Source organism: Sporomusa malonica, assembly GCF_900176355.1.
Taxonomy (GTDB): domain Bacteria; phylum Bacillota; class Negativicutes; order Sporomusales; family Sporomusaceae; genus Sporomusa; species Sporomusa malonica.
Genome location: NZ_FWXI01000005.1, coordinates 263,698 through 276,287, shown reverse-complemented (window position 1 = coordinate 276,287; position 12,590 = coordinate 263,698). Strand labels below are relative to the sequence as shown.

Genomic DNA, 12,590 nt, shown 5'->3' with positions numbered 1-12,590 from the left:
AGCGAAACGCATAAACAAGCTCTCAGTTCGGATCGGAGGCTGCAACTCGCCTCCGTGAAGTCGGAATCGCTAGTAATCGCAGGTCAGCATACTGCGGTGAATACGTTCCCGGGCCTTGTACACACCGCCCGTCACACCACGAAAGTTGGCAACACCCGAAGCCGGTGGGGTAACCTGCGATGGAACTAGCCGTCTAAGGTGGGGTCAATGATTGGGGTGAAGTCGTAACAAGGTAGCCGTATCGGAAGGTGCGGCTGGATCACCTCCTTTCTAGGGATAAGCAGAGAGCCAGGTTTTTAGGAGCGAAAGCGACGCGGAAACCTGTGCGAATCGCTTAGTTCTGAGCGAAAGCGAAGAACATCATTTAAGCGAGCTCAATTCTAGGTCGGTACATCTTGGCAGATGCATTACACTTACATTGTTTGGTTTTGAGGGAATGCAAGTTACCAACACTGCTTCATAAACAATAACATGGGGATATAGCTCAGCTGGGAGAGCGCTTGAATGGCATTCAAGAGGTCAGCGGTTCGATCCCGCTTATCTCCACCAGAAAAATCAAGCCTTTGCAGGTTTAACTGCAAAGGCTTTTTATTTTAAATGTAGCAACTGGAGAATAAATGAATAGATAAAGCCTTCTACGTTTGCACGTTTACCCATCTTTCACACACCTACATTGCGGATAATTTATGCTTTTTCCTGATTTCCAGAGGTATACGATTTACTCGATAAAGTATTATCGGTAGCTAAAAAACCATGCCACCGTCTTCTGCGTTAGACAAAAGATAAATATTACACTGATCCAGGTCCAGTACCACTCCCACCCAGTATAATTGATCAGCATAGTATATCGCTCCAAGACAACCTCCGTTCCGGTCAAAAGTAGGCTTACACCCGCGAAATATGCCGCTTTCATCGGTGCAGACGCGTGCCAAGGATAGTGATTATTCAAATGGACGCACACTACTGGCAAAGCCAAATATTCGAATATAAAACTGGTCCTGTTAACACTAGCTAACTCCCGGTAAGGATACTCCAAAAGCCCCATCTCCACCGCCGACAGGCCGAGCAACCAAGTGGGAAGCTGTACGAAAAGAAGGATAAACTGCATCTGCAGCACCTTGTCTCTCGGGGTGAAGGCAAGAGATATTAACGAAACTACGACCGCGGCGTTCAAAATCATGCCTTCCAAGTTCATCATGAATTACTCGACCTCGCTTTCGCCAATTTTTCAAAGTACCAATCGGCATAGATACGTAATACGTAATTCGATACGATACCCATCAACCACAGCTTGTATCCCGAAAATGCGATATAGACCAATAAGTTAGTATATTTTTGTACAGCGACATGGATTAAGGTGCCGATTCCCGCAAACGCCAGAGTATGTGCGATTTGGACAATACGGCTCTTGTTCCGGGGATAATGCCAATAATACGCAACGTATACCGTCGGGAGGAAAACAAAAGCCAATATAAAATTACTGTCGGTGGCATTCGGAAACAAACGTATGGGACTTTCGATTTTCCCCGCAAAAACCAGGAGAATAGTGGCTGGCCAGGTCACTGTTTGAGCCATTAGCAAAAGGAGCAAGCTTTCCCGTGGCTTGTCCCTGCGGCCAAAAACCGTCAATAGCAAAATGCTGGCGATGGCCAGCGCGAGGATAACCCAATATTCCTTGCTCATAATGCTTCCACCTGAAGAATCTCCTCCTGTATTGTTTACAACAGACTATCACATGATTGCAAACCGAGAAGCTATTTATTATCGTCCTCTTTATAGTTACCATTTTTAGGCCGTGTCAAACTAGAGTCGGGAGACATTAAGAAACACGTATATAACTTTCCGCCTGGATAAGGGCAACATCGGCTTCCGCTTTCGCCAGAGGCTCGGCGCAGCCGTGTTTTCTTTATGTTTATTGCATATCCTTCGTTGCTTGAGTCTGATAAGGTTTGGCAATGGATAGTAAAACAACTTGTACCATCAGTATCACTGAAAACATCTGAAAGCCAGCTTGATAGCTGTTGGCTTGTATGTAACCAGTTAACATCAAAGGCCCCCAAAACATACCTATTCCCCAGAAAACATAATAGATTCCTGAAATAGCGCCTTTAAAGTTTGCAGGTACTTTTTCATTTAAAAAAGCCATAGAAGCAAGGTAATAAGCTCCTAAACCAAAACTGGAAAAGCATAAAATAACGGTGAGTGCAAGATGGTCAAAGTAGATGGATATAGCGGTTCCTGTTGCTGCGATTAACATACCAAGCACCATAAACAATAGACGCCCTAATCTGTCAGACAGCCAGCCAATTGTTATTTGAGCAAGGCTAATTGCAACATAAAATAGTGAAAAAAATATATTAATATAGGATTGATTATAGCCTTTTAGAGTAAGCAAAAAGGCAGGAATAAGAGTCATAAATATACCAAATCCTGCTCCGTATAACGTAATACCCCAAAGCACAGCCAAAGTCTGTGGGTTTTTCATTAGAGTTAAGCAGCTGTTGATATTCATAGTCTCTTTTACAGTACTTTGTCTTTCCAATTGGTTTCTCATGCTACAACAAATGATGATAGCTCCAATGAGGCACAATACGGCATAAAGTAGAAATATTTGATGATCAGACCACCCTTGGAGTAGCACTACTCTGAGGAATGGTCCTGCTGTAAGCCCGAGGTAAATGGAAGCATTATATATGCCAATCGCTTTCCCCTTATCTGCAGAATAGCGGACTGATAATAAAGCTGGTGCTAAGCTTAGTAATGGTGCCTCGGCAATTCCCTGCAACACTCTTCCCCAAAATATCAAGTTCACGTCATTTGTGAAGTAAAATAATAATCCTGCGATGAAGCTTAGAACATACCCAAGCAGTACAAAAAATTTGGGACCCCATCGGTCAGAAAGCATCCCTATAGGAAGTTGTGACATAACCTGAGCCAACGCATAGGTGGACGCCAAGTACCCAACATATAAGTTTGAGTTGGTCAAAGAGATCACTGTTTTTGGCAATAAAGCCAATACCATTCCGTCCCCTAACATAAGCAAAAAAACAGAGATGCTCAATACTAGCAACTGACTATGCTTAAACACTCCAGATTCTCCTTTCTAATCAAAATTGTGAAATAAAAAAAAGTAAGGCATCAGCCTCACTTCATTATAGCCACGATAAAGAGGGTACTTTTGACCGTATTCAAGATTATTTTTACTTATTTATGGAACTATTGCGATAAGCACTGGGAGTCATGCCTTCAGACTGCTTAAAGATTCTGGTTAATGATGCTTGATGCTCATACCCAACTTGTTGGGCAATGGCTAAAATACTATAGTTCGTTTCCCGGAGTAATCGTTTGGCTTCCTGCAGCCTTAGCTTTTGCAGGTATACCTGCACACTAACCCCCATTTTTTTCTGAAACCACTGGCTATAATAGCTAATGTTATAATGTTCCAAGATAGCTAATGTTTTGAGCGGAATACTGGTATGATAGTTCTCCTGAAGATAACGAATTGATGGATACTCCTGGTTTTGCTGGATCAATTGAAAAGAATAATAGAGTAGTTGATTCATTGCTATCGTATTCGTTTTTTTGTTTTGGCATTCGCTCAGCATCAGAAAACGTAATGCACGCCAACGGGCATCTAACTCTAAATACTTCACTTCGTCAGCACAGTTATGTGAAAGCATAGTATACGGAATATAAAATACTAAAAATTCATTTCGTTCTTTGGAATAATAGCTATGCTCACATTCCGGAGGCAAGAAAAGAATATGCTGATAGTCAACAATTAACGACCGCTGCCTCGTTTTCAGGTTTAGAGTACCTTGTAATGGCAGGACTAAATGCCCGAAAGAATGGACATGAGTATGCTCAATATCAATAAAATGCATTTTTTCTGCAAATGTAGAGTTAACCTGCCGCATTAGTTTTCACCCCGTTATTTTAACTAACCTCGCTTTGAACGAGCCTAAAAACTCACTAGTACTAAATTTAGTATATAGCGGTTAGTCAATTTGTGACAACCATTCCTTTTAATAATTTTGATGCTGGGTAGAAGTGTAGATCTGACAGATTAAGATAATGTTTAGCTAGAATAATTAAAGGCTAGTTTTCTGATGAGGAAATAGGTATGATATTAATAATAAATATAAATACTGAGCGATTAGCGTGGAGATAAATTACGATGCTTTTGGGGTTGCTGCCCTCAACAGGTGAGGGCGACAGTGACCACAACAAATGGTCAATAGCATTTTGAATTGTGAGGATACTGCAATGGCAAAAATAGAGAAACATTTTCAAACATTATTTGAATGTATGGCTGATTCGATTAAAAGACCGACCTTATTTGAAAAAGATATGTTTTTATTTTGGGATGATCCTTATATTTCTAAGAGCTTGCTTGCTGCGCATTTGAATCCTGAATTTGACGGTGCAAGCCGAAAACTAGCAACTATCAAGAAAACAGTTAATTATCTTATAAAAAATTCTTTGTTAAAACAAGGTGACACAGTATTAGACCTGGGATGTGGTCCAGGGTTATATAGTAACAGGTTCTGTCAATTTGGTATAAATATGACCGGTATTGATCTATCAAAAAGGTCAATAGAATATGCGCAGAGAAAAGCCAAAGAACAAGGACTGAAGATCGAATATATTCAAGGAAGCTTTTTTGATATTAACTATGATGGAATGTTTGATAGCGTTTTGCAAGTATATGGAGAAATCTGTACCTTTCCTAATGAAGAACGAGACCGGTTACTTAGAATTATTCATAAAGCATTGAAAACAGACGGTTTATTCATTTTTGATGTTTCTACCCGTGAATTAAGAAAGCGTGAGGGATTAAAGAATAGATGGCGGTTTTTGGCATTCAGGAAAACATATTGTATTAGAACAGGGATTTGATTATCCAGAATATGATACATGGGTAGATCAGTATACGATTATTCGTGAAGATGGGGAATGGAAAAGATACCATATGTGGTTTCATGATTATTCATTACAAACGATATCAGAAGTATTAACCAATAATGGTTTTAAGATTGCACATATATGGAATAGTCTAACTGGGGAAGAATATAAGGTTGGTGGAGATTGGATTGCCGTAATAGCACAAAAAGTATAGACGGCTAAAGCTATCAGGATAAGGGGGGAACAGTACTTGTACTTCCACTGTAATATTATGTGGAAGCATAGCCCATTGCGGACTAAGTGGTTTTAGGGTAAAATAAATCAAATTGATATAATATAATCTAAAAAGTGAAATATTTCACCAGCGGTGTTAAGGTATAATAGATGTTACTATTGAATGGATTTAAGCGAGCATTGGGAGTGATATTGTGGTAAAAGTTGTTGTTCCTTTCGGTAACGGCTGCCAATTATGTGAATCATATGGAATAATAACAGTGTTACGGGACCTGTTTAAAAACAACAATATTGACGGATTCATAGAAATTGAAGAGCACCATTGTTCGGGTAAGTGCAATCAGGGTATCACATTAAGGATTGAAGGCGAGAGTATTAATAATGCCTCGGTTAATAAAATACCTGATATTTTTTCGAAGAAGATAATGACAAGAATTTAGTGAATGCAAACTTTTGTAAAATTGCACTTTGCCAACTCCTTACTAGATATGTTACAATATTGGCGATTCATAGTCTGAGAGGAGTATTACGATGTCGGGACATTCAAAATGGGCCAATATTAAACACAAAAAAGGCAAAATGGATGCCATACGCGGCAAGGTTACTACCAAGATTAGCCGCGAGATTACAATTGCAGTAAGAATGGGCGGCTCTGACCCGTCCGGTAACATGCGCTTAAAGTTAGCGCTGCAAAAAGCGAGAGAGAATAATGTACCTAAAGAGAATATCCAACGGGCAATTCAAAAAGGCGCGGGAGCGCTTGAGGGCAGCAGTTATGAAGAAATAAAGTACGATGGTTATGGCCCTGGCGGTGTTGCTATCATGGTCGAAGCCATGACTGATAACCGTAACCGGACGGCTGCCGATGTAAGGCATTTATTTTCAAAATACGGCGGCAATCTAGGTGAATCCGGCTGTGTTTCCTGGATGTTCAAACAAAAGGGTGTATTTATTGTTGAACAAGACGGGATAGATGAAGAGGAATTAATGCTCATGACGCTTGATGCTGGTGCAGAAGATTTTGAAGCAGCTGACGACCAGTTTGAAATAACTACTGCGCCTGATGATTTTGAGAAAGTACAGGAAGCATTAGAAAAAAATAATATAAAAACAGTGTTTGCCCGGATTACTATGGTGCCGGAAACTACAGCCAGTCTAGCAGGTGATGAGTCAGTAAAAATGATGAAGCTGCTGGAGGCCTTGGAAGATCATGATGACATCCAGGAAGTGTACACCAACTTTGACATTCCTGAAGATATGGAAGATTAGCAGCAGGCTCCGGCCTGCTTTATTTTATTGATTATTACTAGGGTGTTAGTGTATATTTTTTGTATAATTTGGTAAAAATATTGGCGACACTAAAGAAAGGAGTGTTGTCTGTATGTTATCTAAATTTATTGCAAAACTTTTCTCGCTACATCAGAACAAACTGTTTGCTAAATTGAGGCCTGTAGTAATCGGTGGTCTAATTTTACTATTGTCTGGTATTGGATATTATAGTTTTCATTCAAATGATGAAGTCAAGCGGCCTGTCCCTCAGCAAGAGAGCGAGGTTGTTAAACAGGATGGGAAGATTAAGATTTCAGCAAATACCAATGTCGTGCAAAAGATTATCTACACCAAGTGCAACGATGAAGAAACATTTCGAACTAAGCCGCCTGATAATTTGGTAGGTCTCAATTTTAATCAGGTGCAAAAGATCTATTCTGGCTGGTCTATTGAAAAGTTTGACACCAAAGAAGTTGAAATGACGCTGAAGGTGGATAGCTTATGCCGCGAGCATGCCAACAATATGTTTATTGGCATTAAAGACGGTTATGTAGCTGTTTTCTATGGAGTACCAGGAACAAAAGCCATCGTAAAGGAAGTAACAAAAATCTCGGTTAATGGTCTGATGCCGCAAGACGTGCAAGAGTTGCATCAAGGTCTGGTTGTGCAGTCTAAAGAGGAACTCTTAAAAACATTAGAAGGAATGCAGGCTCGCTGAAGAGAGGGAAACCTCTCTTTTTGCATTTAATTAACAGGAATACGAGGTGAAGTTGTCGAATGTAGCAGGGAAAAGGGGGCAACAAATGATAGCATTAGGAATCGACCCCGGCACAGCTATCTGTGGCTATGGATTAGTCGAAACACAAGGGAGCAAACTAAAACCGCTTACTTATGGCGTCATTGAAACTACACCTGATATGGAAGGCGCTATGCGGCTCAGAAAAATCCACCAGGAGATAGATCTCCTGATTAAACAGTATAAGCCAGATATCATGGGCGTTGAGCAGTTGTTTATGAATAAGAACGTGCGTACAGTAATGGCCGTAGGCCAAGCCAGAGGTGTAATACTCCTGGCGGCAGCACAGAATGAACTCAAACTTGCCGAATTTACACCATTACAGGTGAAACAGGCAGTAACCGGCTATGGTAAAGCAACCAAAGAGCAGGTTATCTATATGACGCAAAGGCTGCTCAATTTACCTAGCAAGCCGCATCCGGATGATGCCGCCGATGCGCTGGCGGTGGCCATCTGTACCATACACTGCGGAAGTATAAACAGGGTGAGGATAACGAATGATAGGTTATGTTAAAGGAATAGTTACACATCTGTTTTCGGATTATTGTTTTGTAGATGTGCAGGGTATTGGCTACAGGGTATTTATCCCCAATTCAACCAGGCAGAAATTAACTACAGGCCAACCTGCAACATTATTTACATATCTCAATGTGCGTGAGGATGCGTTAACCCTGCACGGATTTCATACTCAGGAAGAGTATGAACTTTTTCTGAGCCTTATTTCTGTATCGGGTATTGGGCCGAAAGTAGCTGCCGGTGTTTTATCAGCGATTACGCCGCAAAATTTCAGGGCAGCGATCAGTACAAATAATAGTGTTATGCTGACCAAATTACCAGGTATCGGCAAAAAAACGGCTGAAAGAATAATTCTGGAGTTAAAAGATAAAATCGGGGTTAGCACTGAGTTTGCTGCAGGTGTTCCTGGGCAGCCATCACCCGATACGAGCCTGCAGGGCGATATCCTGCAGGAGGCCATGCAGGCGCTTACAGCTCTAGGTTACAACCATGCCGAGATAACACCGGTCATTAAGAAAGTATATGAACGTGAAGGCAAAACACATACAGAACTATCATTGGAGCAATTGATTAGGGTTACTTTAAAGGAATTTGGCCGGAGGTAACTGGGAGGTATCGAACTGTTGGAAGAACGCGTTATAGAACCAGGCGAGCAGGATGTTGATTCGTGGCAATATAGCCTGAGGCCGCGGCGCCTGGTTGAATATATTGGACAAGAACAGGTAAAAAGTAATCTTTCTATCTTTGTTCAGGCAGCGCTTGCCAGAGGAGAGGCGCTTGACCATGTATTGTTATATGGTCCGCCTGGATTGGGGAAAACAACATTAGCTGGTATTGTCGCCAATGAACTTGGAGTGAATTTCCGGATTACATCAGGCCCGGCCATTGAGCGGCCTGGTGACTTAGCGTCACTTTTGACTAATTTGGGTGAAAAGGACTTATTGTTTATTGACGAAATTCACCGCCTGTCCCGGGCAGTAGAAGAAGTCTTGTATTCCGCAATGGAGGACTACGCGCTTGACATTATTATTGGTAAGGGGCCGTCTGCCCGCTCGATTCGTCTTGATCTGCCCAAGTTTACACTTGTTGGGGCAACGACCAAAGCAGGAGCATTGGCGGCGCCACTTAGAGACCGGTTTGGAGTAATCTGTCGTCTGGAATATTATGAGACAGAGCATTTAACATGTATTGTAAATAGAGCCGCCGAAATTCTGAAAGTGGATATTGAGCCCCGTGGAGCGGTGGAGATTGCCAGACGCTCACGCGGTACGCCGAGAATCGCCAATCGTCTTTTAAAGCGGGTACGGGATTTTGCCCAGGTAACTGGCGATGGTGTAATTACTGATGCCATTGCCGATAAAGCGCTGGAGCTTTTAGAAGTAGACAAGCGCGGACTGGATAAAACCGACAGGAGTATGCTTAATGCCATTATTAAAAAGTTTAACGGCGGGCCGGTAGGCCTTGACACGTTGGCTGCAGCCATTAGTGAAGAGACAGAGACAATTGAAGATGTGTATGAGCCATTTTTACTGCAAATGGGGTTTATTGCCAGAACGCCGCGTGGGCGGGTAGCAACCCCTGCAGCCTACGCACATCTCAATATTGCTTATGAAGATAAAGGTAAAAACCAAGAAAAACTTTGGTAGGTGACTTGTTATGCGCATGCTGCTGCATGTATGTTGCGGCCCTTGTTCTATATTTCCACTGAAACATCTGCAGGAAGAATATTCGCAGTATGAGATAACTGGGTATTTTTACAACCCTAATATCCACCCATACAAAGAGTTTGTCAGACGGTTGGATACACTTAAAGCCTTTGCAGAAAAAATAGGTTTGGACAATCTAATCATCGATGAGAGCTATACCCTTGAGGAATTTTTGCGGCAAGCGTTAGATGCTCCTGGCGGGCGTTGCCGTAATTGCTACGATATGCGAATGAGACAAACAGCTCGGTATGCAAAAGAGCATGGTTTTGACTGTTTTAGCACTACGCTGTTAGTCAGTCCTTATCAGCAGCATGATTTGATAAAAGCAGCAGCTGAAGCGGCAGCCGAAGCCGAGGGAATCAAGTTTTGCTATATAGACTTCCGACCAGGCTGGCAAGAAGGCGCTCTGCTTAGCCGAGAGCTTGAAATGTATCGTCAACCTTACTGTGGCTGTGTGTTTAGCGAGAAAGACCGTTATTACAAACCACGCAAGGGGCAAAGCTGATGTTTGGAAGTTTTGACTCGCTTGGTAAGATACTAATGCTATTTGGTATAGTCCTATTGATTGCTGGGGCCGTATTCCATTTCGGTGGGAAAATTTTTAATTTTGGCCGTCTGCCTGGAGATATACATATTGAGCGGAGCAACTTTAGTTTTCATTTCCCGATTGTTACGTCTATTATCTTAAGTATTCTTTTAACAATAATTTTGAACCTGATATCAAGAAAATAGCATCGGAGGTATGCGAGTGCATAAATATATGCTAAAATGGTTAATGCTGTTTGTTCTTGTATTCCTACCACTATGCGGATATGCCCAACCGTCTAATGCGGATGAAGTCGTGTCATTTTTCGAACCAAGCCTGCGTGTGGGGATTTTAACTAACCAGCAAAGTGTACAGGTTTCCGCAGATGCCAATTTTGATCTTGTTAGCGCTGGAGCTGGTAAGGTATTGGGAAGTTTCCGTGCCAAGGATATAGTAGCAATAACTATTAAAAATGGTGAATTTGCTATCAACGGCCTACCAACAACAGCTGCAGGTGTGGACGTTATTATTAAAAAAGATGAGTTTTTGTTTTATGTTGAACAGCATATCCAGGTTAATAAACGCCGGTATCGAGGCGATATAAGCATTCGCAGTACAATTGGAAAATCCGGTATGACTGTAGTTAATACACTGCCGATTGAACAGTATCTATATGGAATAATTAAAAATGAAATTTCACCTGAATGGGCACTGGAAGCGGTAAAAGCTCAGGCTGTAGCTGCACGTACCTATGCTTTAGCAAATTACAATAAACATAAAGCAGATGGCTTTGATGTATGTGCAACTACCGACTGCCAAGTGTATGGCGGGAGGGAAAGCGAAGCCCCTAGAGCGCTTGAAGCAGTAGATGCGACACGTGGTTTGGTGTTGACCTATAATAATAAGTTGATAACAGCCTACTTTCATAGTAGTTCAGGCGGGTATACTGAAAACAGCGAAAACGTCTGGTCATCATCGCAGCCCTACCTTCGGGGTGTGGCTGACTACGACCAAAACAACCAGTATTTTAAATGGGAAAAAAAGCTGACAATTGCTGAAGTTAACCAAGCCATTAGTAAGGCTGGATATAATATTGGCAGCCTTCAGGCTATCGAATTATCACCGCTTGGTCCCCCGCCAGTTGTTAGCGTTGATCGTGGTGTATCAGGTCGGGTTAAGAATGTCCGTCTGATAGGAACAAGCGGCAGCGTCCAGGTATCTGGTGAAAAATTGAGACGTATGTGGGATTTGAAAAGCACACTATTTGACATTAATACTCTCGCCAATGAGGTTAAAGAATTTGCTATGCCTGTTTTTGCCGCTAGCGGAAAAGGAATTATGCAGCCGCGTCAGGGGATGCTATCGTTATCAACCACCAAGCAAATCTTTGATATTCGTCCTGTTAATGGCGAACCAACTGACTTTGTCATTATTACTGGATTTGGCTGGGGACATGGTGTTGGCATGTCCCAGTGGGGAGCTAAAGCTATGGCGGAAAAGGCTCCGCCTGAGAACACCGAATATTTTAAGGATATATTGAAACACTACTACCAAAGCGTACAAATTAAAAAAGCCTATTTATAGGCCATAACGAGGGAGTTACATGCTGGTTTCAGATTTTGATTATTATTTGCCTGAAGAACTAATTGCTCAGCAACCGATAGAACCGCGCGATCAATCTCGATTGTTGATGCTTGACCGAAAAACAGGTGTTATTGAGCATAAGCAGTTTTATAATCTGCCGCAATTTTTACAACCAGGGGATACCCTGGTTTTTAATGATACCCGGGTAATACCAGCCAGATTGTTCGGAGTTAAGCCTGAAACAGGCGGCAAACTGGAAGTATTTTTATTAAACCGCACAACTAAAGATGAGTGGGAAGTGCTGGTTAAGCCAGGAAAGCGGGCTAGGATAGGTACAGTCATTGAATTTGGTGAGACTTTACGCTGTGAAGTGATCGATACTACTGATTTCGGCGGCCGTAGAGTCCGATTCAATTATCAGGGCATATTTGAAGAAATCCTCGATACTTTAGGGGAAACCCCATTGCCGCCATATATCAAAGCTCAGTTGTCAGATAAGGAACGCTATCAGACTGTCTATGCCCGGGAACGGGGGTCAGCTGCTGCCCCTACAGCCGGGCTTCACTTTACCCGTGAACTCATGGAAAATATTGAGAGTATGGGTGTCAACCTAGCCTTTGTTACTCTGCATGTCGGTTTAGGGACATTTCGGCCGGTAGCCACCGAAACCATTACAGAACATATTATGCATCGGGAATATTATTCTGTACCTGAAGAAACTGCTGCTATCGTAAATGCAACAATAGCAGCAGGCAAACGGGTTATTGCAGTAGGTACCACAGCGGTACGTACATTAGAGACGGCAGGGACTAGTGGGCAATTGGAGGCTAAAAGCGGCTGGACGGAGATATTTATTTATCCAGGCTATGAATTCAAAATTGTCAAAGCACTTATTACCAATTTTCATCTTCCCAAATCCTCATTGCTCATGTTGGTTAGCGCATTGTCTAGTCGCGAACATATATTTAATGCATACAGGGAAGCGGTAGATAAGCGTTACCGTTTTTTTAGCTTTGGTGATGCCATGTTTATTAGTTGATTTTTTGATTTGGAG

Annotated in this window: 15 protein-coding genes, 1 tRNA gene and 1 rRNA gene; 13 read left to right on the top strand and 4 right to left on the bottom strand. The window is 42.0% G+C overall.

Going from position 1 to position 12,590, the window contains the following annotated elements; genetic code table 11:
* Together B9A22_RS08115 and B9A22_RS08110 are read left to right on the top strand one after the other, a co-directional pair.
* Positions 1-270 (top strand): 16S ribosomal RNA (locus tag B9A22_RS08115); the annotation flags it as partial.
* 203 nt (positions 271-473) lie between these two features.
* A tRNA-Ala gene (locus B9A22_RS08110) sits at positions 474-549 on the top strand.
* A 184-nt stretch (positions 550-733) separates the two neighbouring features.
* Here the strand turns inward: B9A22_RS08110 and B9A22_RS26550 are convergent.
* The 4 genes from B9A22_RS26550 to B9A22_RS08090 all read right to left on the bottom strand — a co-directional run bounded on the left by B9A22_RS26550 (position 734) and on the right by B9A22_RS08090 (position 3,917).
* Positions 734-1,180 carry a CBO0543 family protein gene (locus B9A22_RS26550; protein WP_371361026.1) on the bottom strand — a complete coding sequence of 149 codons (447 nt, stop codon included), beginning with the start codon at positions 1,178-1,180 and terminating at the stop codon, positions 734-736.
* Positions 1,181-1,194: 14 nt separating this feature from the next.
* Positions 1,195-1,683, bottom strand: a complete 489-nt coding sequence (locus tag B9A22_RS08100; RefSeq protein ID WP_084575206.1) for a CBO0543 family protein — start codon at positions 1,681-1,683, stop codon at positions 1,195-1,197.
* Positions 1,684-1,912: 229 nt separating this feature from the next.
* Positions 1,913-3,088 (bottom strand): MFS transporter, encoded by a 1,176-nt coding sequence (locus B9A22_RS08095; protein WP_084575205.1) that lies wholly within the window; start codon positions 3,086-3,088, stop codon positions 1,913-1,915.
* 112 nt (positions 3,089-3,200) lie between these two features.
* Positions 3,201-3,917, bottom strand: coding sequence for a helix-turn-helix transcriptional regulator (locus B9A22_RS08090; RefSeq protein WP_084575204.1), 717 nt, complete (start codon positions 3,915-3,917; stop codon positions 3,201-3,203).
* Between the two features lie 349 nt (positions 3,918-4,266).
* Between B9A22_RS08090 and B9A22_RS08085 the strand changes: the two genes are divergently transcribed.
* From B9A22_RS08085 to queA, 11 genes are all read left to right on the top strand, one after another.
* Complete coding sequence (locus B9A22_RS08085; RefSeq protein ID WP_217805907.1) at positions 4,267-4,899, top strand: class I SAM-dependent methyltransferase; 633 nt, start codon at positions 4,267-4,269, stop codon at positions 4,897-4,899.
* Positions 4,900-5,333: 434 nt separating this feature from the next.
* On the top strand, positions 5,334-5,579 hold the full coding sequence (locus tag B9A22_RS08080) for a hypothetical protein (RefSeq protein ID WP_084575203.1): 246 nt from the start codon (positions 5,334-5,336) through the stop codon (positions 5,577-5,579).
* Between the two features lie 91 nt (positions 5,580-5,670).
* On the top strand, positions 5,671-6,408 hold the full coding sequence (locus B9A22_RS08075; protein WP_084575202.1) for a YebC/PmpR family DNA-binding transcriptional regulator: 738 nt from the start codon (positions 5,671-5,673) through the stop codon (positions 6,406-6,408).
* Positions 6,409-6,520: 112 nt separating this feature from the next.
* A complete protein-coding gene (locus tag B9A22_RS08070; RefSeq protein ID WP_084575201.1) occupies positions 6,521-7,126 on the top strand; it encodes a BofC C-terminal domain-containing protein in 606 nt (201 codons plus the stop codon).
* A gap of 85 nt (positions 7,127-7,211) precedes the next feature.
* Complete coding sequence (gene ruvC / locus B9A22_RS08065) at positions 7,212-7,718, top strand: crossover junction endodeoxyribonuclease RuvC (protein WP_084575200.1); 507 nt, start codon at positions 7,212-7,214, stop codon at positions 7,716-7,718.
* Complete coding sequence (ruvA, locus tag B9A22_RS08060) at positions 7,702-8,325, top strand: Holliday junction branch migration protein RuvA (RefSeq protein ID WP_084575199.1); 624 nt, start codon at positions 7,702-7,704, stop codon at positions 8,323-8,325. Before ruvC ends, ruvA begins: the two co-directional genes overlap by 17 nt.
* Positions 8,326-8,343: 18 nt before the next feature.
* A complete protein-coding gene (ruvB, locus tag B9A22_RS08055) occupies positions 8,344-9,366 on the top strand; it encodes a Holliday junction branch migration DNA helicase RuvB (protein ID WP_084575198.1) in 1,023 nt (340 codons plus the stop codon).
* A 10-nt stretch (positions 9,367-9,376) separates the two neighbouring features.
* On the top strand, positions 9,377-9,931 hold the full coding sequence (locus B9A22_RS08050) for an epoxyqueuosine reductase QueH (RefSeq protein ID WP_084575197.1): 555 nt from the start codon (positions 9,377-9,379) through the stop codon (positions 9,929-9,931).
* On the top strand, positions 9,931-10,158 hold the full coding sequence (locus B9A22_RS08045; protein ID WP_084575196.1) for a DUF2905 domain-containing protein: 228 nt from the start codon (positions 9,931-9,933) through the stop codon (positions 10,156-10,158). The genes B9A22_RS08050 and B9A22_RS08045 overlap by 1 nt, the downstream gene beginning before the upstream one ends.
* Before the next feature lie 16 nt (positions 10,159-10,174).
* Positions 10,175-11,536, top strand: a complete 1,362-nt coding sequence (locus tag B9A22_RS08040) for a SpoIID/LytB domain-containing protein (protein WP_176215435.1) — start codon at positions 10,175-10,177, stop codon at positions 11,534-11,536.
* A gap of 19 nt (positions 11,537-11,555) precedes the next feature.
* Positions 11,556-12,575 carry a tRNA preQ1(34) S-adenosylmethionine ribosyltransferase-isomerase QueA gene (gene queA / locus B9A22_RS08035; RefSeq protein ID WP_084575194.1) on the top strand — a complete coding sequence of 340 codons (1,020 nt, stop codon included), beginning with the start codon at positions 11,556-11,558 and terminating at the stop codon, positions 12,573-12,575.
* Positions 12,576-12,590: the final 15 nt, after the last annotated feature.

Bases quoted from the DNA above. Each gene is read 5' to 3' on its own strand.
- B9A22_RS08090 (WP_084575204.1), bottom strand. From the start codon at position 3,917: ATGCGGCAGGTTAACTCTACATTTGCAGAAAAAATGCATTTTATTGAT.
- queA (WP_084575194.1), top strand. From the start codon at position 11,556: ATGCTGGTTTCAGATTTTGATTATTATTTGCCTGAAGAACTAATTGCT.
- B9A22_RS26550 (WP_371361026.1), bottom strand. From the start codon at position 1,180: ATGATTTTGAACGCCGCGGTCGTAGTTTCGTTAATATCTCTTGCCTTC.
- B9A22_RS08045 (WP_084575196.1), top strand. From the start codon at position 9,931: ATGTTTGGAAGTTTTGACTCGCTTGGTAAGATACTAATGCTATTTGGT.
- B9A22_RS08070 (WP_084575201.1), top strand. From the start codon at position 6,521: ATGTTATCTAAATTTATTGCAAAACTTTTCTCGCTACATCAGAACAAA.
- ruvC (WP_084575200.1), top strand. From the start codon at position 7,212: ATGATAGCATTAGGAATCGACCCCGGCACAGCTATCTGTGGCTATGGA.
- B9A22_RS08075 (WP_084575202.1), top strand. From the start codon at position 5,671: ATGTCGGGACATTCAAAATGGGCCAATATTAAACACAAAAAAGGCAAA.
- B9A22_RS08100 (WP_084575206.1), bottom strand. From the start codon at position 1,683: ATGAGCAAGGAATATTGGGTTATCCTCGCGCTGGCCATCGCCAGCATT.
- ruvA (WP_084575199.1), top strand. From the start codon at position 7,702: ATGATAGGTTATGTTAAAGGAATAGTTACACATCTGTTTTCGGATTAT.
- B9A22_RS08050 (WP_084575197.1), top strand. From the start codon at position 9,377: ATGCGCATGCTGCTGCATGTATGTTGCGGCCCTTGTTCTATATTTCCA.
- B9A22_RS08085 (WP_217805907.1), top strand. From the start codon at position 4,267: ATGGCAAAAATAGAGAAACATTTTCAAACATTATTTGAATGTATGGCT.